The organism is Pseudanabaena sp. BC1403 (assembly GCF_002914585.1).
In the GTDB taxonomy this organism is placed as follows: domain Bacteria; phylum Cyanobacteriota; class Cyanobacteriia; order Pseudanabaenales; family Pseudanabaenaceae; genus Pseudanabaena.
The window spans coordinates 287,005-311,004 of record NZ_PDDM01000002.1; the positions used below are offsets into that span (position 1 = coordinate 287,005).

Below are 24,000 nucleotides of genomic sequence, written 5' to 3' on the forward strand. Positions count from 1 at the left end.
CGCGCCGCAACTCGCTCAAGTAAGAGATTAGACCTTGGCTAAACCACTATGACGCAACAAAGGTGCGGTACTTGGCTCACGTCCTCGGAAGGTTTTAAAGACTTCCATTGGATGCTTACTACCACCGAGGGCAAGTACCGTATCGCGGTAGAGCCTGCCAGTTGATGCGATCGCCTCATCATTTTCGAGTCCTACTTCCTCAAAGGCTGCAAAGGCATCCGCGCTGAGGACTTCTGCCCACTTGTAGCTGTAGTAACCTGCGGCATATCCACCTGAGAAAATATGACCAAAAGAACAGAGGAAGTTATCTTCTGGCAAGGGTGGGATTACCATCGTCGTTTCTGCAAGACGCGATCGCAATTGCATTGGAGTCTCTGAGCCACCGCTTTGATAGCGATGATGCAGTTCGATATCCACAAGGCTGAAATGTAACTGACGCAACATGCCTGAACCACTCATGTAGTTTTTGGAATCGATTAGTTTTTGGTAATAGGATTCGGGCAGTGTGTCGCCAGTTTCATAGTGTTTCGCCATGCCAAACAAAGTAGCGCGATCGTAGCACCAGTTTTCCATAAACTGACTAGGAAGTTCCACCGCATCCCATTCAACATTATTAATGCCTGAAGCGCCTGAATAATCAACCTTAGTCAGCATATGCTGCAAGCCATGTCCGAATTCATGGAAAAGAGTTTCTACTTCGCCAAAGGTCATCAGGCTAGGTTTACCATCAACGGGAGGTGACTGGTTGCAAATTAGATAGGCAACGGGTAAACGAGTAATGGGCTGACCATCTTCGATCACTTTAGCTCGTCCGATGCAATCATTCATCCATGCACCGCCACGCTTTTCCGCAGGACGACTATAGGGATCGAGATAAAAATAGGCGATCGCTTGATTTTGTTCGTTTTGAATTTCAAAGAAACGGACACTCTCATGCCAGATTGGAGCTTTGCCATCCGCCGCAACTACTGTCACGCCAAACAAGCGCTTTACAAGGGCAAATAAACCTTCCAAAACTTGCGGAAGTGGGAAATAAGGACGCAATTCTTCTACAGTGAAATTGAACTTAGTTTCCCGCTGACGTTCCGCCCAATAGGAGGTATCCCAATGCTTAAGATCACCCAAGGTCGATGAGCCTTGAGACTTTGCAAATTCCTTTAGTTCTGCATACTCGGCTACTGCGGCAGTATAACTAGACTGACGCAATTCTTCTAGTAATTTCTCAACTGCCTCAACATTGGGAGCCATTTTCCGAGCAAGACTGAGTTCTGCATATGTCGGATATCCGAGCAGTTCTGCCTTTTGCTTACGCAATTCTAGAATGCGATCGATTAATGGAGAGTTGTCAAACTCACCACTGGCGGCACGTCTGACAAAGGCGCGATAGAGTTTCTCGCGTAGATCTCGACGGCAGCTATGCTGCATGAATGGAACATAACTAGGATAGTCAAGCGTAATGCACCAAGGTCCATTTTCAGGCGTGGCTTTATCATCACCGTCCAGACGAGCAGCTTGGGCAGCTTGGGCAAGGAGGCTCGGAGGTAAACCTTCGATTTCTTCGGGTAAAGTCAAAGTCATGCTAAATGCTTTGGTGGCATCAAGTACATGATTTGAGAAATTAGTGGAAAGTTCGGCAAGTTCCATTTGAATCGCGTTGAACTTTTCTTTTAATTCCCCTTCTAAACCCACACCCGACAATTCTGCATCCCGCATCGCGGCTTCGACGATCCGTTTTTGGGCGGGGTCAAGGTTATCCCACTCCGATGATCCATAAATTGCTTTATAGGCTTTATAAACTGGCTGGCTCTGGCTAAAGCGATTAAAAAATTCAATTACCTTAGGTTGCACTACCTTATGAGCTTCGCGCAATTCGGCACTATTTTTGACACTGAGTAAATGCTCGATCGCACCCCAGCTCCAACCAATGCGCTCAGTCAAACGCTCTAATGGCTCTACTAGCCCTGCCCATGTAGGCTGAAGATTGGCTTCCAGTTCGGTCAATCCCTTGCTTGTTTCTTCGAGTAATTGAGTAATTGCAGGAATGACCTGTTCGGGCTTGATATCTGGAAATGGCGGTAATCCTTTGCCGATCAGGAGAGGATTATTAACTTCACTCATAAATTTTCTTTCAGGTAATCTTTAAGATTTGTAAATGGCTATAACGATTATATATCAAGGAAGAATTTGCGCTTAATCGGTGGTAGCGACAAAGCATATTTTTAAGATTTTTTGCTGATTTATATAAAACGTAGTCTAGAATGCTTGTGTTGCCAAACAAAAAAATCATTCGCATAAAATTCGCCTAATATGAGTGAATTTCTAGTCCAACTTCAAACCACGTTTCCAAATCCGTGGTTTAACTACAGTGTGATCGTAATTCTGTATGTTTCTATTGTGCTTTCTTTTGGCTATATCAGATCGCGGTTTATCCTTAACGGTAAGATGCCTCAGGCAGTCGTAGATTTTCCAATCTATGAGACTACACCAGAAGAATTTAATTCTCTAAGACAAAAGTTTGACGAATTTTTTCGAGATGGAATAGAAAATGGAAGGAGCGAGATAAGCTTTACGGTCAAACAGCTTAGCTGTATTATTTGCGGCGGAATTACTCCTGTCAAAGGATCTGGTGGAACTCGTCCGGGTCCTGTCTATTATGAAATTGACAATCACAAGCTAATTGAGAGGAGATTATCGTATCCTTATTCGGGTTGTGGAGGTTATCAAATTAGCACAAGTATTATTGAATTTGCAGGGAATATGTGTTGCATCGAATTAATGCCAAAGGATGATGATAGTTTCCCAAGTATTTCTCGATTAGATCGATTTAGCCCTTTTGCGATCCTATGTAATGGCTGTAATGGCGATCGCAAGAAAATAGAGCAGTTTGCTAAAAAAATCACACTTGTTGAAATTGTAGACGATAAAATTGTGATGAGAATTTGAAGTCTTGTGGAAGCTGTCAAAATTATGGCTTACGCAAATAAGCCAAGAACTCAAGTTCTTGGCTAAAAGCTCAAGTCCACTGAAGTGGACTAAATAATACTTTCAAGCAACCCGTTTCAAAGGGTTTGAGCTTTTAGCCTGCACTTGAGTGCAGGGCTACTGCTGTAAACTGGCGATCGCCTTTTGCATTAGCTCTTTAATAAACGGCACATCTTGCTGGATCAACTCCCATAAAGTATTGAGATCTACTTCTAAATATCCAAACATCAAGCTATCCCCAACACTAGTCAAACGTCGCCAATTAATTTGGGGATACTGATCCATAAAACTAATTGGCAACCGCTTCGCAGTTGCACCGATCAGACCGATCGCCCTTTCTACAGCAAAAATTGTTTTTTGATCGCAACTAAACTGCATAAAATCTATCTCGGATACAAATAACTCCGTAGCAGCGATCGCTTCTAAAATGTCATGTATTTGAACTTCCAGTCGATGATTATTATTCTCGATTTCCACAGGAATACTCACTTTACTTGTATTCATTAGCTTTTTTCCATATATTGAGAACTAGGGAGCCTTGTTAAACGCCGCTTGTACTATACATCTCGAAAGTTTACAATGTTACCAATAACTGCGATCGCAGGAGGGGCGAAGTTACTTTCTTGCACAAGCTTAACAATATTACCCAAACAGCCAATTAATTCTGACTGATCAGCGCGTGTTCCTTGGCGAATTAAAGCTACAGGTGTGGATTCAGGCAAGCCAGCTGCGATGACTTTAGGGACAATTTCGCCTAAATTATGCAATCCCATGTAAACCACAATTGTTTCGGCAGCTTGGGCGATCGCCGTCCAATTGATCTGTGGTCGATATTTTCCAGCTGACTCATGCCCAGTCACAAAAATTACCGACGAACTAAAATCGCGATGGGTAAGCGGAATTCCTGCATAGGCAGGTGCGGCAATCCCTGACGTAATCCCTGGAACAACCTCAACCGCAATCCCAGCCGATCGCAAATCGGCAAGCTCTTCACCACCACGCCCAAAGATAAACGGATCGCCACCTTTTAAGCGCACCACGATCGCATGTTTTTGCGCCTTCTCGATCAATAACTGCGTAGTCTCCTCTTGCAATAGCGAATGATTTCCGCGCCGCTTACCTGCATGGATTTTTTCTGCGATCGGGTTAATCATGGCAATGATTTCATCACTAACCAAAGCATCGTAAAGCACTACATCACAAGTTTCCAACAAGGATTTGCCCTTAAGTGTCATCAATCCTGCATCACCAGGCCCAGCACCAACTAAATAAACCTTACCTAAAAACCGCTCTAAGGCAGGTTGAATAACTTCTTGTAAATCTGTATTTGTCATTCGTTATCAAAACTTTAATCAAAACTTGAGTATCTAAGCCAAATATTGCAAGGCGATCGCATCTTCATTTTCCTCATGTATTCTATTTGTTATAGCAATTTATTGAGATTTTCAATTTGTCTCAGACAAATAGGAGAGCTCGGGATTAGCAAAGCTTTTTGTCGCAAATCCTGATTGTTAAAAATGTTGAGACGCAGCCATCTTGTCAAGCCAAATCAAGGAGAACAAAAGAACACTCACAGAATTAATTGATGAATTTAATTCAAAGGGTATGTCTAACAATCTTCTTGAGCTGTAACGAGTACAACGAATCAAAATGAGGCAGGCGTGAATCTTACCGACTTTACCAAAGCAAATCTTACCAAATCAAGCCTAGAAGGAATCAACCTCAAGGGAGCAGATCTCAAGCGCGTTAATCTTAGTAACGCCAAGCTTGCAGACTCGATGCTTTCCAAAGCAAATCTCACTGGCGCATTTCTTCATCGAGCTGATCTCAACCGAGCCAATCTAGTCGAAGCAAATTTAACTGAAGCAAATCTTACATCCGCCTTCTTAATCAAGGCGGATCTACAAAGAGCCTGTCTCAATGAAGCTTATCTAGTTGCTGCCAATCTCAATTCAGCAAATTTAACTAGCGCATCTTTGATTAACGCCGATCTTAGTCTTGCCACCCTCACAGGAGCCTGTCTCAATGGTGCAAATCTCAGTCGAGCCAAGCTAAATGGCACATTTTTTATTGAGTCGAATTTACTGGGAGCCGATCTCAGTGATGCCGATTTTACTGGGGCACTGATGATCAAGGCGAATCTCAGTGGGGCAAATCTTAGTCAAGCTTGCTTGATGAACGTTGATTTGACAGAAGCCAATCTCACAGGGGCAGAATTGCACGGAGTTGATCTTAGTGGCGCAATCTTAAATGCAGCAAATCTCAATGCCGTTGATCTTGTCTATGCCAATTTGAGCGGTGGTTCACTTAGTCGCGCTAACTTGGGCTGGGCAAATTTACTTGGGGCAAACTTAGAAAAAGCTAATTTAGTTGGATCTGATCTGAGTTGGGCAAATTTGAACGAATCCAACCTAGCCGAAGCAGATTTGAGTTGGACAAATCTGACGGGTGCATTTTTGATGAAATCCGATCTCAATGGCGCGAACCTGAACGGGGTGAATCTATCTAATGCCAATCTTAGCGGTGCAAATTTGAGTGGTGCAAATTTGATGGGCGCGAATTTAAGTGGAGCTGATTTAAGTAATGTTGACCTACGAGGAGCTTATTTGATCCGCACCAATTTACATAATGCAATTTTAAACGAAGCTAATTTGACTGGTGCAAATCTAGATGAAGCAGTATTAAACGGAGCTAGTTTAAATCGTGCCAATCTCAATCGGGCCAATCTTACTAGAGCAAGTTTAACAGGTGCAAACTTGAAAGGAGCTTTTATGTTGTGGACAAACTTAAGAGGGGCTTTTATGTTGTGGACAAATTTGGATGGCGCAAATATGACAGGCGCAATTTTGCCTACAGACAAATAAAAACTCTATAGGAACCCGCTTTGCAAGTTCCGATTAGATAGCAAAAATATGGTGTGAAAGAGTAATGAAAGCTAGAGAACTAGTCGATCGCTTTAACCAAGGCTTTCGAGATTTTAGTGATACAGATCTTAGTCGTGAAAATCTCACTGGTATGGGCTTGACCGCGATCAATCTGGCTAATGCCAATCTGAGCGAAGCAAACCTATCTTGCTCCACTTTAAATGAAGCAAATTTATATGGTGCAAAGCTAAATACGACCATCCTATACCGCGCTAGTCTCAGTGATGCAAATCTCTGTGATGCAGATCTAAATGGTGCTAGTCTGGTTAAGGCTGATTTGCATGGTGCTAGGTTAGAACGAGCAAATCTAAGAGATGCTGACTTAACTGGCGCAAATCTTAATGCGGTGAGTCTTGCCAACTCTGACTTGACGGGAGCCAATTTAAGTTGTGTGTCTCTAGTCGGAGCCAACCTAGAGGGAGCAAATCTCGCAGAAGCATTTTTGAAAGGAGCAAACTTAGATGGCGCAAAACTAAATGGAGCTAATCTTGAAGGTGCTAACTTAAGTGGGGCGAGTTTTAGTGAAGCGAATCTTAGTTATGCAAATCTCACTGCATCTGATCTTTCTCATGCAAATTTATATGCAGCCAATCTTAGCGATGCCTTATTATCAAAAGCTGATCTAAGTGGGGCAAACCTAAGTAATGCCAATCTTAATGATGCCAATCTAAAAGAAGCCGATCTTAATGGCACATTTCTAGTTGATGCTCAGCTAGGTCGGGCATGTCTAGATGGTGCAAATCTTAGTAAATCCAATTGCTACAAAGCTAATTTTAAAGGTGCATTTTTACTAAGAACAAATCTAAATGGGGCAAATTTGAATTGCACAGATTTCTCCAATGCTTCTCTGCAACCAGTCGATCAAGAGGCGGATCGCAATCCAGAGTGCGTGACTGATTAGAACCGTTAGTATAGCAATTTTCACATGAGCATATGCTCATGTGAAAATTGCTAAGTAGCTAGACATAAGTAACCTTAAAATCGAGAATCATATCCCGCCAGCGTAGCTGGCAGGATATGATCTGGTTTTGGGTTTTGAGTATGATTAGCTTCTTTAATCATACTCATTGAGGTTTTTGAGGTTTCAGTTTGCTGTAGGTAAACTGTTGCTGTAAGTTACGCCATTTGCCGTAGAAACTGTAATGGTATGTAGGTACGTCTTGTCTAGAGAGAGAAAACAATAAAAAGCGATCGCGCTTGAAAATAATCAGTTAGGAATGAAACATGAACGTAACTACAAAAGAAATTGCAAAAGAAACAAAAAGTGAATCTAAAATCCCGAAATATAAACGCATTTTACTAAAGCTCAGTGGCGAAGCACTCATGGGCGATCGCAGCTTTGGGATTGATCCTGAAGTCGTCCAAGATATTGCCTTACAAGTTGCCGAAATTGTTAAAGATGGGACTGAGGTAGCGATCGTCGTTGGTGGTGGTAATATTTTTCGCGGTATTAACGGTGCTGACAAAGGTATGGATCGAGCCACGGCTGATTATATTGGCATGATTGCTACCGTGATGAACGCACTGACTTTACAAGATGCTTTTGAGCATCTGGATGAACCGATTCAGACAAGAGTTATGTCAGCGATCGCTATGCAAGAGATCGCTGAACCATATATCCGCCGTCGTGCCATTCGCCACCTTGAAAATAATCGGGTGGTTATTTTTGGCGCAGGCTCAGGTAATCCCTATTTCACCACTGATACGACTGCGGCTTTGCGTGGAGCCGAGATTAATGCTGAAGTGATCCTGAAAGCAACTAAAGTTGATGGCATTTATGACAGTGATCCGAAGAAAAATCCTGATGCAAAACGTTTTCAAACTGTTAGTTTCGACCATGCGCTAATCCATGATTTACGGGTAATGGATGCTACTGCCTTTGCGTTATGCAAAGAAAATGGTATTCCAATTATTGTGTTCGATCTCGGTGTTACAGGTAACATTCGTCGCGTCATCATGGGAGAATCGATTGGTACTTATGTTGGAGGCTCTTGTGAAATTAACTGATGTTGAGGCGCGAATGCAGAAAGCTGTAGAAGCGACCCAGCACAATTTTAATAGTGTGCGAACGGGGCGTGCTAATGCTTCGCTATTGGATCGGATTACGGTGGAATATTATGGGGCAGAGACTCACCTCAAGGCTTTGGCAAATATTTCCTCCCCTGATGCTACGACATTAATGATTCAGCCTTTTGATCGCAGTAGTATGCGAGCAATTGAGAAGGCAATCTCTGAGTCGGATATTGGGCTAACCCCAAACAACGATGGCAGCAGTATTCGTCTAAATATTCCGCCATTAACTACCGATCGCCGTAAGGAGTTGGTAAAAATGGTTTCTAAACTTGCAGAAGAGGGCAAGGTCGCAGTGCGTAATGTGCGTCGTGATGCGATCGACTCATTGCGGAAGCTAGAAAAGGCAAAAGAAATTTCTGAAGATGATTCTAAAAGCCAACAAGAACAAGTAGATAAGTTAACGGATAAGTTCGTTAAAAATATCGATAAGGTTACAGCCGAAAAAGAAAAAGAAATTTCCACAATCTAAAAACAAAAAGAAGCACCCAAAGGGTGCTTCTTTTTGTTTGATGCAACAAGGAGCTTTTAGAAATTCATTTCTGCTGCTTGGACTTTTTCGACTTGCTTCTTCTTCAGTACCAACAAAATTTGGGTAACGATGACAGAAGCAAAGAATGCTAGCAACCACTGAATGCGGCGAGGATCTTGCAGGACGATTTCGCCATCATGCTGACCAAAGCCACCAACATTGGGGTTTGTGGTTAGAGGAGAACCAACCCTAACATCACTACCAGGTTCCACAACTAGTTCAGCACCAGCAGGAACCTTCTCAACAGCAATGCTGCCATCAGTAGTTTGGATCGAAATTTCATAACCACCGTAGACACCTTCATCTTCATTTGGTGCGATCGGGCTAATTTGAGTAACTAGACCAGAAACCGAAGAGTTATATTCGTTGTTATTGCTCTTTTCGCCAGTAGGATAAACCTGTCCACGACCACGGTTTCCACCAGCGCTTACTGAATATTTCAAGAAGTGAATGTTCTTATCTTTAGCAGGATCAGGAGCAAGAACGGGGAAAACAATTTCTGAATAATCATCACCAGAGACTGGCCCAACTAGGACGATATTTTCTTGGGTATCGCTGTAAGGTTGGTAATATGTGTCCTTGACTTTTTCCTTAAGCTCTTCAGACAAGCGATCTTCAGGAGCAATTTTGAAACCTTCAGGCAATACTAAAACTGCACCAACATTCAAACCTGTTTTGCTACCATCAGCACTTACTTGTTGTTTGGTGTGGTCGTAAGGCAGTTTGACAACAGCTTCAAATACAGTGTCGGGAAGAACAGCTTGAGGTAGTTCTAATTCAATCCCTTTTTGAGCTAGGTGACAGTTAGCGCAAACAATACGACCAGTGGCTTCGCGAGGATTTTTATAAGCTTCTTGGGCAAAATAAGGATAGGCAAGAGCAGATTCGGTATTCAGCCCAAATAGTAAAGTTAAACTTGTGAGGATACAAAGACTGACTCCCACAATCAAACGGTTGGCACGGAACAAAGCTTTTTTCATGTATAAGTTCAAATGTAATTCAAAGACCAATTTGGATATGGTTTAGGATAGACGGCGCTCCGCGCCATCTATCCTAAACCCTTTATTTTAAGACCACCAAGGCGCTTCGTTGGTGCGGAAGTCAGTTTCTGTCCAAGTGCTAAATTGCACAACATCATCGGAGACTGTGGCATGGGCAAGAGCGAGAGATAGTGGCGCAGGACCACGTACAACTTTACCTTCAGCGTTGTACTGAGATCCATGGCAAGGACACATAAATTTGTTTTCGGCAACGTTCCAAGGTACAACGCAACCAAGGTGAGTACAAACTGCATTTAGTCCATAAGAAGCAATTTCTTTGTTGTCGGTAACGACAATATAAGTGGGGTCGCCTTTGAGTCCTTGGGCAAGTACGCGATCGCCTGCTTGATGACTAGCTAAGAAAGCCGAAGCAACCACATCATTACCAAGTGCATCTTTAGCTGCAACACCCCCGCCAGTACCGCCACGAGAAGGTGGTACAAAATAGGCGAGGAAAGGAACAGCCGCACCAAGGGTGGTTACTGCCGCAGCGCCCCCCAAAATTAAGTTCATAAACTGGCGACGACCCATGCTAGGGACATCGGCGGATGTAGAAGCTTGACTCATAAATTTGACTAATGGATTTGATTGAGAAATATTACGTTTTATATATCGCTTTCTACCATGATATCGACAATCTTTGGACATCTCTCTAGTTGTTTTGCAACGAAATGTTAAGCATTGTAATTTTAGAGAATATTGTTAAGCTTAACGTCATTTCTGTTTAAGCGTTTTGGGTTGAGAGAGGTTACGCTTAGCGTAACCTCTCTCAAAACTAGTTATAAATTTCCAGAGACATGATTTGCCCGTATGAATGAAAAATCCACTTCACAGTTCTCTAAATATCGGATCTTGGGTTTAGTTGGCAGGGGGCAATTTGGCAAGGTTTTGTGTGCACGGATGCGAGATACAGGTAAATTGGTCGCGCTTAAGGAACTAGAGCACAAGCGATTTCCCACTAGTAAGCTCTTACGCGAACTACGGTTTCTGTTGACTTTACAGCATGAAAATATTGTTACTTGTACTGCACTTATGCATCATCAAAATTATCGCTATTTGGTGATGGACTACTGCGAGGGCGGGACATTAAGGGATCTAATGAACCATAGCAAGACATTATCAGTGCAGCAATGTTTAGATTTAATTAATGAGATTCTGCTGGGCTTAGAACATGCCCACGGGGAAAATATTATTCATTGCGATATCAAGCCTGAAAATGTATTGCTAAAAATTACATCTAAGGGATGGCAAGCAAAAATTTCCGATTTTGGTATTGCTCGGCTCAGTCAAGAAATAGGAACTGATAGCAACAATACTGGTTCACCAGGATATATGGCTCCTGAACGGTTTTATGGTCAGTTTTCAGCAGGTTCAGATATTTATGCAGTTGGGATTATTTTGTATGAGCTTTTAGTTGGTAAGCGTCCTTTTTCGGGAATGCCCAATGAGCTAATGAATGCTCATTTAAATCAACGAATCAGTATTCCTGATCGATTACCCCAATCGCTTGCCAAGATTATTACGAAATCCCTCGAAAAACTACCAAAGCGCCGATACACTTCAGCTCAAGAGATGCGGCAGGATTTAGAGGCAATTCGTTCTGAAGATTTTAGCCAGATTCAAACGGGGCTTGATGCCGAGAGTTGTACGATAGCTTTGTTTTCTCAAAAGTCTCAACATTTCGCTCAGAAAAAAACAGATTCAAAAATTATTGGGCTAGTTGGCGCAGAAAAATCTCGTTTTTATAGCACTTCTAGTTTTCTTTTGCATTGGCATAGTTTGAGCCTTGATCAATCTGAACAAATCGCTAAATCCGAATATGACATTGAGGCGATCGCATTTGCTCGTAAGACTTTATTTGCAATCACCAATCGAGTAATCTATCAGTTTGGTCAGGGCAAGCCCAAATCTTTGCATCACTCAGCGCAACCTTTTAAATGGGCAATTTCTCCTCATGGCGACTGGTTTGCCATATCTACGGGTAAGCAATTAGAAATCCGAAATTTAGTCTATAACCGAGCTATGCGCTTGGAGTTTGCCACTAGAGACTTAAGTTGCATTATTGCCTTCGATCAACATCATTTGTTAGCGATCGCCAATAAGCCAGAGACTAATGAAAGTCGGGCGATCGTCATTTCTCGCCGCTGTAATGTCATGTATCGATTGGCTTTGCCCATAGAGATCGCTTCTGGAATTGCGACATTTACACACAATCGCGTACTACTGCTAGAAGCGGGTAATCATAAAAATATCTTTTTGCTCGATCTCACCCCTTATCGGCTTATACGGATTCCCCTAGAGTACGCAGCCTTAATCATGGTAGCAACGCCTTGGGGATATGCGATTACGGCTAATTACAATGATAATCAGACTATTTTGATGTTGTTGGATTTGCGCGGTAATAATATTAACAACTTGATTATTGATGGCGAAGTAACGGCGATCGCGCCAGTTGACATTAATTTATTAGCGATCGCCACTTCAGAAATATCTGGTTATAAGCTTTATGTGATCAATCTTAAAAAGCTAGAAGTTGATCTTGTCTTTTAAAACAAAAAAGGCGGCGCTATGCGCCGCTTTTTTTTAGATTTGTGAAGCGGAGGATCGCTTACGTCGTGAAGCTTCAGGAGATTGAATTGGCACAAATTCCTTGGAGGCTTCTGACGGCTCACCTCTTAGATCAGAATTTTCATCTGTATCTGCTGAATCAAGGGATTGCGCCCTATTCACCCTCAAAATTACTCCGTTAGAAGTGCCATTAGTCTTTACAGGGCTGCTGACTGGACTGCTGTTTAACACTTCAGATGGTAACTCGGTAATTTCTGATTCTACAAATCTTTCCTCAAAGTCATCTTCTCGATCTGCCGAATTATTTGTTTCAGCGGTTGAATCAAATCCTGATTCTGAGCTTGATTCATTATTTGATTCTGCACTAGATCGTAGGTTGCCCATATTATTAGCAATCTTAGGAGCTTGACCTGGCAAAGCAACTGTCACAATTACATTGCGCGGATCTTTAACTTCGCGATCAAGCAATACCAAGGGAGAAACGCCAATTAGGGAATAGACATCTTGCTCTTCTTCGGTCATCTCCACCACAATTAACTCTGGTGGCTCAATGACTTTGGTGCGAATTTCGCGCTTATTAGGACGCTCAGGTAAATTTTCAGCAATAACTACAGGTGCAGCATCAGTTACTTCAACCAATTCTTCGCTTGGTTCTGCGATCGCTTTAGTTGCAGGAATGTTGCTAGCAATATTGGGCAAAGACAATTTCGCTGGAACAGATCGATCAACGACAATTTCACGTTCAACGCGGGGCTCAAAACGTGGCTCAATTAATGGTTCAATGCGCGGCTCAAAGCGCGATCGCACATCTACAACAGGAGCAACTTTTTCTGGCTCACGAGACTCGCGTGAATCCTTGTTAAGCATCGCCCGCTTACCGCGTCTACGCAAATTCCCACGCTCTTGATAGCTCGGATGGTTTACTAAATTAGGTTCCAGCCCACCACCCAAATCAGAATCTCCATCTTCATACTCAGAGGTAAAATCAAGCTGATTAGATTGCTTCGATTCCCAAGTCCGTGATGTCGCATCAACAGGTTGTCCTGCTGCTTCCCCAGGTAAATGCATTAAATGTCCTAAGCCACCACAGGTAGAGCAAGGACGACCAAACAATTCATAGATGCTTTGACCTTGACGCTTACGTGTCAGCTCCACTAGCCCCAACTCCGTAAGCTGAGCAATTTGAGGACGAGATTTGTCCGATTTCAAAGATTTATTAAAATGTTCAAGGAGCTGTAATTGATCGCGGCGAGTGTCCATATCAATGAAGTCCACCACAATTACGCCAGCAATATTTCGTAGGCGCACTTGACGAGCAATCTCTACAGCAGCTTCACAGTTTGTCCACAGCACCGTTTCGCGGGAGGTTTGGGATTTGGTAAATGAGCCAGAGTTAACATCAATTACGGTTAAGGCTTCAGTTGGCTCAATAATAATGTAGCCACCACTGGGCAGATCAACTCTAGGCTTGAGTGCCTCACGAATGCCAGCATTAACCCGAAAGTATTCTAAAATTGGTGTACGTTCACGATGATGATCCAACATCAAACCGCTAGGAATTTTGCCATCACCCCAGCCCAGCAAATGTTGTTTAATGCGGCGTAGACCATCACTAGTATCGGTAACGATCCGATTAACTTCAGTGCTATACAGGTCTCGTAAAACCCGTTGGACAAAATCTCGTTCGCGATCGAGCAAAGTCGGCTGGCGCGTAGTGGCGACATCTTGCTGAATGCCTTCCCACTGGCGTTGCAAATTATCGAGATCTTCAATAATCTGCTCCTCAGGCATTCCGTCTGCCTCAGTGCGTACCAAAATACCCATACCCGCTGGTTTAACCAAAATGGCAAGGGCGCGCAGACGATTACGCTCCGCCTCACTGCGAATGCGGCGGGATAGGTTTACGCCACGCCCAAAGGGCAATAGCACCACATAGCGACCTGGTAAGGAGATATTTCCAGTTAAGCGGGGACCTTTGTTACCCGTTGGCTCTTTCATTACCTGCACAAGCACACGCTGTTGCGGTACGACTAGATCGCTGATCGAACCAGACGATCGTCGCATTTTCAAAGGCCCAAGGTCAGTTATGTGAATAAACCCATTGCGATCGCCGTCACCAATATTTACAAACGCCGCATCAATACTAGTTAAAACATTTTCGACAACGCCCAAGTAAACATCCCCAACTTGGTGAGTTCCTGCGGCAACAACAATTTCTTCAATTTGATCTTCGCTAAATACAGCAGCAATTCGATACTGCTCGGCAATAATTATTTGCTTTGGCATTCAATTTCCTCAGAATTTCTTCGATTCAAGAGAGCCAGCCTAAGAACTTAACTGAAAAAATTTTTTCTAAACTTCATATAAAAATATTAAAAAAAACATCTTTCAAACCCTTTATTTAAGTAAATCGGCATAATTAAAACTCAGAATCAAAACCTATGATGCCCGCTGCGCGAACGGCACAGGTTTTGGCTTTTTATATTTAATTGCGCCTACTTAAACAGACTCAAAGAGTCTTTATAGGGGCTTCACAACAGAACATACCAATAACGAAAACAAGAAAAAAATTTCGATTGCAACCTGCCTCTATCGTCAACCAACTACTTAGCTATGTACCGAAGCTAGTAATTAGTCGCTGTGCCTGCTCTGACATCACGATAACGAGACATATTGCTTTGTATGGAAAATTGGTGGGGTTTCGTTAAAAGAATTAAGTTATTTCTTAGACTGGCTTTTATTAGACTATCTAAAAGGTGCTTACACCATTTGCCTAAAGCATTCAGCCTGTAGGTAAAACAGCGTACTTGATGATTCAAGTTTATGATTATGGTTTGTAAGCTCGATCGCTTAACTAGCAGCTAGATGCGTTTTAGCTAGCAGCCAGCTTAAGCCTATCGTAGTATTATAGCGCAGCTTTGAGCGTAACTATTTCTTAATAGTGTTTTAATATTGATAGTTATGTTGTGGATACGGCTGCGCTGTATTCCCGACTTGAAAATAAAGAAAATGAGGGTAAGGTTCTGAGTACGCGAGTAGTTATCGTCCGTCACGGTGAGAGTAATTTCAACATCTTAAGCAAAATCCAAGGAAGGGGTAATTATGATCGCCCAGAATTGCAGTCTGTCTTGACCGACAAGGGCAAACAGCAAGCTAAGCTCGCGGGAAAAGCTCTGGCTAACCTAAGTATCGATGCTGCCTACGCGAGTCCTTTAGTCCGCGCTCAGCATACCGCCAGACTCATTTTGGCCGAGAATTTTAATCCACCTGAGTTAGTTGCTACTGAAGGTCTATTGGAGATTGATCTTAGCGAGTGGGAATCGATGATTTCTCGTGACGTTAAAGAGCAGTTTCCTGAAAAATATCATCTCTGGCAAAATGAGCCAGAGAAATTTCAGTTAGGCGATCGCTACCCAATTCTCGACTTATTTGAACAGGCCAAAACTCTATGGTCAGAAATTTTACCTAAACACCAAGGTAAAACGATTTTACTAGTGGGGCACAGTGGTATTAATCGCGCTTTGATTTGTTCGGCGATCGGTATTCCAGTTAGCCTTTATCACAATATTCAGCAAGTCAACTGCGCTATTAGTATCCTTAATTTTCAAGGTGCAAGCATCGCTGACGGGGTACAACTTGAATCCCTCAATCTCGCCAGCCATCTTGAGGATATTTCAGGCTCACCATTACCTCCTGTTAAGAAAAATCACAACGGGCCACGTTTATTGCTAGTCCGTCACGGTGAAACTGAGTGGAATCGCCAAAAACGTTTTCAAGGACAAATCGATGTGCCACTTAATAATAATGGTCATGCTCAAGCTAGACGCGCCAGTGAATTTCTAGCAAAGGTTAAAATCGATAAAGCCTTTAGCAGCCCCATGCTGCGACCTAAAGATACTGCTTTAGAAATTTTAAACAAGCATCCCCAGATCAAGCTTGAGCTTTTTGATGAACTCAAAGAAATTTCCCATGGCTTATGGGAGGGCAAATTTGAGCATGAAATCGAGGCTGAGTTTGCGGGGCAACTGGCTCTCTGGCAAGCTCAGCCCGAAACCGTACAAATGCCTGAGGGCGAGAATTTGCAAGAAGTATGGGATCGGGTAGCGATCGTTTGGCAAAAAATTGTCGATTCGGTTCCTGCTGGTGAAACTGCTCTAGTTGTCGCCCATGATGCTGTAAACAAAGCGATTCTTTGTCTATTATTTGACTTTACACCTGAACAATTTTGGGTCTTTAAACAAGGAAATGGTGGAGTAAGTGTAATCGATTATCCTCAAGGTGCAAAGGGTTCTCCAGTTCTACAGTCTGGGAATATTACCACTCACTTATCTGAGGGTGTGCTCGATCGCACCGCCGCAGGCGCTCTTTAAATATAATTGAAGCCAATAAAACTAATTCTGGTTTTTGCTGCGCCTAAGTTGCAGCAAAAACCAGAATTAGTTTCTTAATGAGAATTGCTGCACCATTTACTTCAAACCTTAAGAGAGACGCATTTTCTGCTAATTTGGTGTAAAGGATTTTTCTTAGTATCTTGTTTTAGTATTCGGAGTTTAAATAAAGTGACTATTCTATTCCAACTTTTATTGGCAGCTTTCGTCTTGTTTTCCTTCGTTTTGGTGATTGGTGTACCTGTAGCTTACGCATCCCCTAGCTCTTGGAACCAAACAAAACCTCTTTTATTTCTTGGCTCTCTAATTTGGTTAGCATTCGTAATTGTCATAGGCATTTTGAACGCTTTTGTAGCTTAGATATAGCCAATAACCCCAGAACAAACTTCCAAAAATCCAGCTCAGCAAGATTTTTGGAAGTTTCTCCTTTGATTAATTATTTGAAAATCGCTATAAATTAACTCTATGACCGTTTTTGAAGGTAGCTTTACTAATACAGACAGTTTGCGCTTTGCGATCGTCGTAGCGCGGTTTAATGACCTGATCGTCGGTAAGCTTCTGCAAGGATGTCAAGATTCACTCCTGAGACATGGTGTTGATGTCTCGGAGACGGGCAGCCAAGTTGATTATGCTTGGGTTCCTGGGAGCCTAGAAATCTCGATGGTCGCAAAAGAATTAGCAACTTCGGGTCGTTATGACGCGATCATTTGCCTAGGAGCAGTCATTCGTGGGGATACCCCACATTTTGACTATGTGGCGAATGAGGTTTCTAAAGGTGTAGCCGCAACCTCTTTTCAGACTGGTGTACCGATTATTTTTGGGGTGCTAACCACAGACACGATGCAGCAGGCTCTTGAGCGTGCGGGTATTAAAGGGAATAAGGGTTGGGAGTTTGGCATGGGTGCGATCGAAATGGCTAACCTCATGCGTCAAATTCGGTCTAAGTCTGTTTAAATAATTTCACTTATTTAAACTATAAATCCAGCACTTTGTCCTTGTGATGCTTGCCAACTGCGGGCATCGTAATATAAGTCTTCTAAACAAATACTATAAAGAGCATCCTTAAGCTTTCGATCAAGTCTTTGCCAAAGCGCAAATGTTACCCAATCAGAGGCGAGTTTTTCCTGTGGCTTTAGTCTGGGCAAGGGATAAGTATCTTCGCCCACCGCTGACAAAATTTCGCCTAGAGAGATATCTTTAGGCGATCGCTTTAGCTTATATCCACCTTGCACCCCACGAACTGACTCAACTAAATCCGCTTGGCGCAGTGCCATTAAAATTTTTTCTAAATATGGGGCAGGAATCGATTGGCGATCGCTAATTTCGCGAACTGATACAGGTTTACGTTTTGCCCAAACCACCAGATCGAGCATCGCCTTCACACTGTAATGACCTTTTCTGGTTAGTTTCATCGGCTTGCTTATCAGAACATGCTGCTTCGCAGCATGTTCTGATTTTTTCTGGCTTTTTTAAGTTTGCAAAAATTCTTGAATAATCGAAGACAAATCGACAGGAGCAGGCAACATTTCACCGCCGCGCCAATCTAGTACTTGTACCAAAATCAAATAGCCCACACCCAAAATTACGGCGACAACGCCTGTCAAAACTGATATCCATTGCGATCGCAGCATAAGTAAATCTAAATATATTTAAGTAAAAAAATCAGATCAAAAATCTAAGGAAATCTATGAATTAGCAAAAACATCCTGACTAACTGCTATTATCCCTCTTGAAATATCTTTAATCACTGATATTTAAGTAGAACCTGATTTAGGTAAAACTTACAGTAATTTGCATTGATTAATGACAGATTTCCTGAGAAAGCTCTCCATTGCAGAACTTTCTCAGGAAATCTGTGAGATTAGTGAATCTGCAAACTGCTATATATCAATTAAAGCTCTATTTTGATAGGAACAAACTTTTTCAATCCTTCGTCCTAACACTTGAACATAAAGACACAGACTTTTTTAAGTCATGTGCAGATTCAAGTCCAGTAGGAGCAAGTAATTGATGAGTTATAGCCTATCTTGGTCAACCAGCATCGGAGGGTACGCGCCCTCCAACTCCGTGTCCGTTGATAAGCTCCCCATCGTTGAATTGGTGCAACTGTGCCAAACTGAAGCGCAAACCAGCAGGTCTGCGTTTGCAGAACTCATGCGACGTAATCAATCCTATGTCGATCAAGTTTTGTATAAACTTGCTCCTGACTGGCAAGATCGCGCTGATCTTGCTCAAGAAGTCTGGTTGCGCGTATATCGTAATATCAAGCGCTTACAAGAACCTGAAAAGTTTCGTGGTTGGCTGAGTCGGATTGCTACCAACTTGTTTTATGACGAGTTGCGCAAACGGAAGCGAGTTGGTAGCTCAGTTTCCCTCGACGCACCATTTATGTCTGGTGATGGTGATGAAATGACTTGGGATTTGCCTAGCGCTGCCCCTAGTCCAATAGACAATATGTCTACGCAAGAGTTTTATGAACAACTTCGTAAGGCTATTCAAGATTTACCTTCTAGCTTCCGTGAAACCATCGTGTTAAGGGAAATCCAAGGTTTGTCCTATGAAGAGATTTCTGAATTAACAGGTGTATCGCTTGGTACAGTAAAATCACGTATAGCTAGAGCAAGATTGAAACTACAAGCGCAACTACAACCCTATTTGTCAAATATGTAACGAGGGGTGTATTTAAGTTATGAGTGCTAACCAAATTTTTAATAGTTCTATGATTATTCCAGAGGAGCGCTTTGAGTTACTAAGTGCGTACATAGATGGCGAAGTAACTGAAGCTGAAGAGCAACTTGTCGAACAGTGGTTGTCCGATGATGCTGATTTTCGTCGCCTCTATCAACAACAATTAAAACTGCGCCAATCATTAATTGATCTACCAGTGCCTGTAGCCGCACATTCATCGGTCAAAACAGAGACTGATGTGATGATTAATCGTGTCTTTGCCGAGATTGACAAGCGATCGCAGCGTCGTAAATGGAAATTGGCGGGTATTGGCATATCCGTTGCCGCTGTAGTTGGAGTATTTGGCTCGATGTTCACATTCAACTCGGGTCATCAATTCAGCCCAGTGGCAAACAGTATCAAGTCTCCTGCTCCTACCCAAGTAAAACCAGAACCAATCTTAATTGCTATGGAAGAGCCATTGGTTCCTTTACCCAAGTCGATGAGTTCTAAATAAAACGAAAAAAATGGTTGCGGCGGGCTATGCCCGCCGCAACCATTTTTTTGGGTTTTATTATTGTGAGGTGACTTATTTGTGCCGCCTCTTTTTTTGCTTGACTGACCAATGACTCGTAAAATGAAAGCTAGCCTAAAGGTATGGGCATTTCAGTATTTAGAGCATTTACTCAGAGCATTTTTAGCTAGCAATTTTAATGAGCATCAAAGTCGTTCCTACAGTCCCTTTTTCTGACCAGAAGCCCGGTACTTCTGGACTTAGAAAAAAAGTTACCGTTTTTCAAACGCCTAACTATCTCGAAAATTTCGTTCAATCAATATTTGATAGCCTCGAAGGATTTCAAGGACAAACTCTCGTCGTCGGTGGCGACGGACGATACTACAATCGCCACGCGATCCAAATAATTCTGAAAATGGCAGCAGCCAATGGCTTTGGCAAAATCCTAGTTGGACGTGGAGGGATTTTATCGACACCTGCCGCCTCTTGTATTATTCGTAAATACAATGCCTTTGGGGGCATTATCCTCTCGGCGAGTCATAACCCCGCAGGTAAAGATGGCGACTTTGGGATTAAATACAACACGGGCAACGGTGGTCCCGCACCTGAGAAAATTACTGATGCGATCTACAACATCACTAAGAGCATCACTGAATATAAGATTCTGGAAGCTGATGATCTTGATCTTGACCAGATTGGTGAATCTCAATTAGGTGATACCACGATCGCAGTGATCGACTCCGTTGCTGACTATGCCGAACTAATGGGCGAGTTATTTGATTTCGATCGCATCAAATTATTGTTAGCCTCCCCTAACTTTCGGATGTGCTTCGATGGAATGCACGCGGTAACTGGCCCCTATGCTCAAGAAATTCTTGTTAATCGCCTCGGCGCACCCGCTAGTGCTTTGCAATGTTGCGTACCTCTCGAAGACTTCGGTGGTGGACATCCAGATCCGAATCTTGTTTACGCCCATGATCTGGTCGAAGTTCTCTATGGTGAAGATGCTCCTGATTTTGGTGCAGCGTCCGATGGCGATGGCGATCGCAACATGATTTTAGGATGCAAATTTTTTGTCACCCCCAGCGACAGCTTAGCCATCCTCGCGGCTAATGCTCATCTAGTCCCTGCTTACAAAGGGGGATTGGCTGGTATTGCCCGATCCATGCCCACCAGCCAAGCTCCCGATCGCGTAGCGGCACGTTTAGGCATTGAATGCTACGAAACTCCGACAGGTTGGAAGTTCTTCGGGAATTTGCTAGATGCAGGCAAGGCAACTCTTTGCGGCGAAGAAAGCTTTGGTACAGGTTCCAATCATGTCCGTGAAAAGGATGGACTCTGGGCGGTACTTTTCTGGCTGAATGTTTTAGCGGCTCGTCAGCAATCGGTAGAGGCGATCGTTAAGGAGCATTGGCAACTTTATGGACGCAATTTCTATTCGCGTCATGATTATGAAGGTGTTGATAGCGATCGCGCCAACACCCTAATCGCTAATCTACGTAACAAATTTACAGATTTACCAAGTCAGAAGTTTGGCAATTATGAAGTCGCATTTTGCGATGACTTTAGCTACACCGATCCTGTGGATGGCAGCATTAGCAGCAAGCAAGGTGTGCGGATCGGCTTTACCGATGACTCGCGCATAGTATTCCGTCTGTCTGGCACTGGAACAGAAGGCGCAACTCTGCGACTCTATGTAGAAAGCTATGAGCCAAATATTGCAAAGCATTCCCTCGACACTCAGGAAGCGCTAAAGGAGCTGATTAAGATTGCCGATCAAATCGCGCAGATCAAGACTTTAACAGGACGCGATCGCCCTACTGTGATTACATAAAATAAAGGCGCACCCTTAGGGTGCGCCTTTATTTTATCGAGTGAAAATCTTCTGGAGTATTGCAATTAAACAGCATCGCAAAAGGTGCATTTTCTATCTCAATAACTTCTTGATTACTTAACCATTTTTGAAACGATCGCCCTCCAATATTGATAAACTCTCTGAGAGAATCTTGACATTGCCAACGATAGAAACCGCATAGAGGTTCCCATTGCTTTTGCGAATTCTCATCTACATACCGAGGTAAATAAGCGATCGCAGTTTCAGGTAAATTCGCTAACTGGCTAGCCCAAATCTGGAGAATATCACCTTGCAGATTTGGCAAATCACAGGCAAGCAATAAGATCCAATCAACAGGACTCGCGATCTCCTGAATTCCTTGCCAAAAGCCAACTAATGCTCCATCAAATTGTTGATCTAAAACTAGATAGGAATGCGGTAAATTTTGGGCGATCGCTTCTTGGTATTGTTCCTGACTTCGCGCCACGACATAAACTGAATTGGCTACTTCTAGAGCAGTTCGACAGGTTCTAGATAATAGAGTTTCCCCATTAATTTCTAATAAAGCTTTATCCCTTCCCATCCTTGAGCTTTTTCCACCCGAAAGCGCGATCGCAGTGACTTTAACCAAAAGAGAGTTGCGGTGCGGTGCGCCGCAACTCTCTTTTGGTTTTTGGGTTTTCCCTAACATAATTAGCTACCGCTATAGATGAATTTGAGAATCTCTTGGGCAGTAATTTCGGGGCGTTCTAAATGAGGAACATGTCCGCTATTGTCAATCCAAACGAGCTTATTGTTGGGAATAATTGATTGGAACTTGGCTGCATCTTTTGTTCCAAGAATGCGATCGCGATCGCCCCAGAGAATTAACGTTTCTTGTGGCAAATATGCTAATTGCTTTGCAAAGGAACCATAGCCACCGCTTTTAGTAAATGCAATCAGGGAATCACTCCAACGAGGCATAGCTAAATGTAAAGATGCGCAAACTTCGGCATCGGGCGTGACAAATCTAGAATCAGCATAAGCCTTGAGACTGACTTCACGGCGGACTTTTGGGCTTCGCAAAAAATCTGTTGCCATTCGATCTAGAGGTGGCACAAGAAATTTACCAGCAGCAGTTCCCTTTCGCATTCCTGCACTGCCAATGAGAATCAATTTTTTCACTACATCAGGATAGGTAAGCGCAAAGTCGATCGCAGTTGCACCGCCCATTGATGCTCCAACTAAAATAATTGGTTTAGCGATCGCTGTTTTCCAGAAATAGTAAAGATGCTCTTTGATCGCTTCAGGACTAACTTGGCTATCAGCCAGACGTTCGGTTAACCCGAAGCCAAATAAATCCATAGCAAAAGTTTGATGCGAAGTCGCCAGTTTAGGGAGCAGTCGTCGAAACTCTAATAGAGAGCTATCAAACCCATGCAGTAGCAAAATCGGTGTATCTTGATTACTTTTAGATTGACCATCGCAGACATAGCTCGTCAAAATCACTTCACTAGTGAAGTTCGTGGATACAAGACAAAATTGAATATTATCAACCAGCTCGATCGATGTTGGTTCTGTGAGCTGCGATCGCAGTTGGGTAACTTCAGGCGGTAAGTTCGACATTAGATCGTGTTCAGGTTTCATCACTACTCATCTTATTGATTCCATCTATTCCATCACTTGCAGGTAATAGGGAATTTGCCTCTAACTCTGTATTTTTCCGCTTTAACTGGTGTAGGCGCATTTTTACAAGAGTTGCCCCTGTAATCGTGGCATAAAAAGGAGTAAATCCTAAAAAGAATAATAGAATCCCATATAAACTGCCCCGACCTCGAAAAATAGCAATAATGGCGATCGCCATTATTGTTACTAGAACAATATTAACTATCAGCCATAAAATAGCTCTCCCTTTCAAGAACTGAGGATTAGAGAATTTTGGATGCTGACTATTCCACAAGACTAGACATTGTAAAACGCCCAATAGGATTCCCGCCAAAACTAGCCATAGAGAATTAACTGCCAATAGTGGAATGCGATCAACGATATTGCTCTCGGCAAAAGAACCATCTGGATTAAGCACAAAGCCAAATTGGGCTGTATAGGCTAAGCTTGTGGCTGCAAATCCAATCCAAGTCCAGCCAAATGTACTAGCTAAAATCCACCAGCCTGAAGATTTAAAGAATCGCCGCAAAACTAGATATTGCATTAAGCCCACAAATGCGCCTACTACAATCGCTCCACTGACAATGCCAGTTGATACAGGACAGTTAAGGCTCCCAAAACCTGTATCGCAAATGCGGAGATCAATCAGGCGATCGCTAAGGTAATGAACTCCCGCTAAACAAGCAGCAATCCCAAATATAGTGCCGATCACAGCACCAACTAGCGTAGCTAGTACCCATCGCCACCATAGACCGACAGCAGATAAAGTGCGTTGTTTTTGCATTGTGTATTTCAATCCTGCATGGCAAGCGAACTCGAATATTTCGATCGCAGCAT

At 42.9% G+C, this 24,000-nt stretch carries 23 protein-coding genes; 12 read left to right on the forward strand and 11 right to left on the reverse strand.

Translation table 11 applies throughout. The annotated features are described in order from the left end of the window. Positions 1-27: 27 nt before the first annotated feature. Entirely contained in the window at positions 28-2,118 is a 2,091-nt protein-coding gene (locus CQ839_RS03745; protein WP_103666930.1) for a M3 family metallopeptidase, read from the reverse strand. 189 nt (positions 2,119-2,307) lie between these two features. Here CQ839_RS03745 and CQ839_RS03750 point away from each other — a divergent pair, with 189 nt between their 5' ends. Continuing rightward, the gene (locus tag CQ839_RS03750) at positions 2,308-2,943 is read left to right on the forward strand and encodes a hypothetical protein (protein ID WP_103666931.1); all 636 of its coding nucleotides are present in this window, start codon (positions 2,308-2,310) and stop codon (positions 2,941-2,943) included. 156 nt (positions 2,944-3,099) lie between these two features. Here CQ839_RS03750 and CQ839_RS03755 read toward each other — a convergent pair whose 3' ends face one another. Further along, the gene (locus CQ839_RS03755; protein WP_103666932.1) at positions 3,100-3,486 is read right to left on the reverse strand and encodes a DUF86 domain-containing protein; all 387 of its coding nucleotides are present in this window, start codon (positions 3,484-3,486) and stop codon (positions 3,100-3,102) included. 53 nt (positions 3,487-3,539) lie between these two features. After that, positions 3,540-4,316 carry a uroporphyrinogen-III C-methyltransferase gene (gene cobA / locus CQ839_RS03760; RefSeq protein ID WP_103666933.1) on the reverse strand — a complete coding sequence of 259 codons (777 nt, stop codon included), beginning with the start codon at positions 4,314-4,316 and terminating at the stop codon, positions 3,540-3,542. A 327-nt stretch (positions 4,317-4,643) separates the two neighbouring features. On the opposite strand from cobA, the gene CQ839_RS03765 reads away from it, so the two are divergent. From CQ839_RS03765 to frr, 4 genes are all read left to right on the forward strand, one after another. Further along, entirely contained in the window at positions 4,644-5,846 is a 1,203-nt protein-coding gene (locus CQ839_RS03765; RefSeq protein ID WP_103666934.1) for a pentapeptide repeat-containing protein, read from the forward strand. 64 nt (positions 5,847-5,910) lie between these two features. After that, a complete protein-coding gene (locus CQ839_RS03770) occupies positions 5,911-6,807 on the forward strand; it encodes a pentapeptide repeat-containing protein (RefSeq protein WP_103666935.1) in 897 nt (298 codons plus the stop codon). 323 nt (positions 6,808-7,130) lie between these two features. Continuing rightward, entirely contained in the window at positions 7,131-7,913 is a 783-nt protein-coding gene (gene pyrH, locus CQ839_RS03775; protein ID WP_103666936.1) for a UMP kinase, read from the forward strand. Beyond that, on the forward strand, positions 7,900-8,448 hold the full coding sequence (gene frr / locus CQ839_RS03780; RefSeq protein ID WP_181016087.1) for a ribosome recycling factor: 549 nt from the start codon (positions 7,900-7,902) through the stop codon (positions 8,446-8,448). The genes pyrH and frr overlap by 14 nt, the downstream gene beginning before the upstream one ends. A 56-nt stretch (positions 8,449-8,504) precedes the next feature. Here the strand turns inward: frr and CQ839_RS03785 are convergent, their stop codons facing one another. Continuing rightward, complete coding sequence (locus tag CQ839_RS03785) at positions 8,505-9,488, reverse strand: apocytochrome f (RefSeq protein ID WP_103666938.1); 984 nt, start codon at positions 9,486-9,488, stop codon at positions 8,505-8,507. An 87-nt stretch (positions 9,489-9,575) separates the two neighbouring features. Next, positions 9,576-10,115, reverse strand: coding sequence for a cytochrome b6-f complex iron-sulfur subunit (gene petC / locus CQ839_RS03790; RefSeq protein WP_103666974.1), 540 nt, complete (start codon positions 10,113-10,115; stop codon positions 9,576-9,578). A 243-nt stretch (positions 10,116-10,358) separates the two neighbouring features. Here petC and CQ839_RS03795 point away from each other — a divergent pair, with 243 nt between their 5' ends. After that, a complete protein-coding gene (locus tag CQ839_RS03795) occupies positions 10,359-12,098 on the forward strand; it encodes a serine/threonine-protein kinase (protein ID WP_103666939.1) in 1,740 nt (579 codons plus the stop codon). Between the two features lie 33 nt (positions 12,099-12,131). Here CQ839_RS03795 and CQ839_RS03800 read toward each other — a convergent pair whose 3' ends face one another. After that, on the reverse strand, positions 12,132-14,402 hold the full coding sequence (locus CQ839_RS03800; RefSeq protein WP_103666940.1) for an Rne/Rng family ribonuclease: 2,271 nt from the start codon (positions 14,400-14,402) through the stop codon (positions 12,132-12,134). A gap of 737 nt (positions 14,403-15,139) precedes the next feature. On the opposite strand from CQ839_RS03800, the gene CQ839_RS03805 reads away from it, so the two are divergent. The 3 genes from CQ839_RS03805 to ribH all read left to right on the forward strand — a co-directional run bounded on the left by CQ839_RS03805 (position 15,140) and on the right by ribH (position 17,458). After that, on the forward strand, positions 15,140-16,486 hold the full coding sequence (locus CQ839_RS03805; protein WP_103666975.1) for a histidine phosphatase family protein: 1,347 nt from the start codon (positions 15,140-15,142) through the stop codon (positions 16,484-16,486). Between the two features lie 189 nt (positions 16,487-16,675). Beyond that, positions 16,676-16,864 carry a photosystem II reaction center protein PsbZ gene (gene psbZ / locus CQ839_RS03810; RefSeq protein ID WP_072143510.1) on the forward strand — a complete coding sequence of 63 codons (189 nt, stop codon included), beginning with the start codon at positions 16,676-16,678 and terminating at the stop codon, positions 16,862-16,864. Positions 16,865-16,969: 105 nt separating this feature from the next. After that, positions 16,970-17,458, forward strand: a complete 489-nt coding sequence (gene ribH, locus CQ839_RS03815; protein ID WP_103666941.1) for a 6,7-dimethyl-8-ribityllumazine synthase — start codon at positions 16,970-16,972, stop codon at positions 17,456-17,458. A 14-nt stretch (positions 17,459-17,472) separates the two neighbouring features. Here ribH and CQ839_RS03820 read toward each other — a convergent pair whose 3' ends face one another. Further along, on the reverse strand, positions 17,473-17,916 hold the full coding sequence (locus CQ839_RS03820; protein ID WP_103666942.1) for an Rrf2 family transcriptional regulator: 444 nt from the start codon (positions 17,914-17,916) through the stop codon (positions 17,473-17,475). Between the two features lie 57 nt (positions 17,917-17,973). Then, a complete protein-coding gene (locus CQ839_RS25020) occupies positions 17,974-18,135 on the reverse strand; it encodes a hypothetical protein (protein ID WP_181016088.1) in 162 nt (53 codons plus the stop codon). Positions 18,136-18,514: 379 nt separating this feature from the next. Between CQ839_RS25020 and CQ839_RS03825 the strand changes: the two genes are divergently transcribed. From CQ839_RS03825 to CQ839_RS03835, 3 genes are all read left to right on the forward strand, one after another. Further along, positions 18,515-19,174: a sigma-70 family RNA polymerase sigma factor gene (locus CQ839_RS03825; protein WP_103666943.1), complete on the forward strand. Its 660-nt coding sequence runs from the start codon at positions 18,515-18,517 to the stop codon at positions 19,172-19,174. Positions 19,175-19,193: 19 nt separating this feature from the next. After that, a complete protein-coding gene (locus CQ839_RS03830; protein ID WP_103666944.1) occupies positions 19,194-19,688 on the forward strand; it encodes an anti-sigma factor in 495 nt (164 codons plus the stop codon). Positions 19,689-19,884: 196 nt separating this feature from the next. Next, the gene (locus CQ839_RS03835; RefSeq protein WP_103666945.1) at positions 19,885-21,519 is read left to right on the forward strand and encodes an alpha-D-glucose phosphate-specific phosphoglucomutase; all 1,635 of its coding nucleotides are present in this window, start codon (positions 19,885-19,887) and stop codon (positions 21,517-21,519) included. A gap of 28 nt (positions 21,520-21,547) precedes the next feature. Here the strand turns inward: CQ839_RS03835 and CQ839_RS03840 are convergent, their stop codons facing one another. Genes CQ839_RS03840 through CQ839_RS03850 form a run of 3 tightly spaced genes read right to left on the reverse strand, consistent with a single transcriptional unit; the run spans position 21,548 to position 23,947 of the window. Further along, positions 21,548-22,210, reverse strand: coding sequence for a molybdenum cofactor guanylyltransferase (locus CQ839_RS03840; protein WP_103666946.1), 663 nt, complete (start codon positions 22,208-22,210; stop codon positions 21,548-21,550). Between the two features lie 2 nt (positions 22,211-22,212). Next, positions 22,213-23,145 (reverse strand): alpha/beta fold hydrolase, encoded by a 933-nt coding sequence (locus CQ839_RS03845; RefSeq protein WP_258040618.1) that lies wholly within the window; start codon positions 23,143-23,145, stop codon positions 22,213-22,215. Further along, positions 23,135-23,947 carry a hypothetical protein gene (locus tag CQ839_RS03850; RefSeq protein WP_103666947.1) on the reverse strand — a complete coding sequence of 271 codons (813 nt, stop codon included), beginning with the start codon at positions 23,945-23,947 and terminating at the stop codon, positions 23,135-23,137. Before CQ839_RS03850 ends, CQ839_RS03845 begins: the two co-directional genes overlap by 11 nt. Positions 23,948-24,000: the final 53 nt, after the last annotated feature.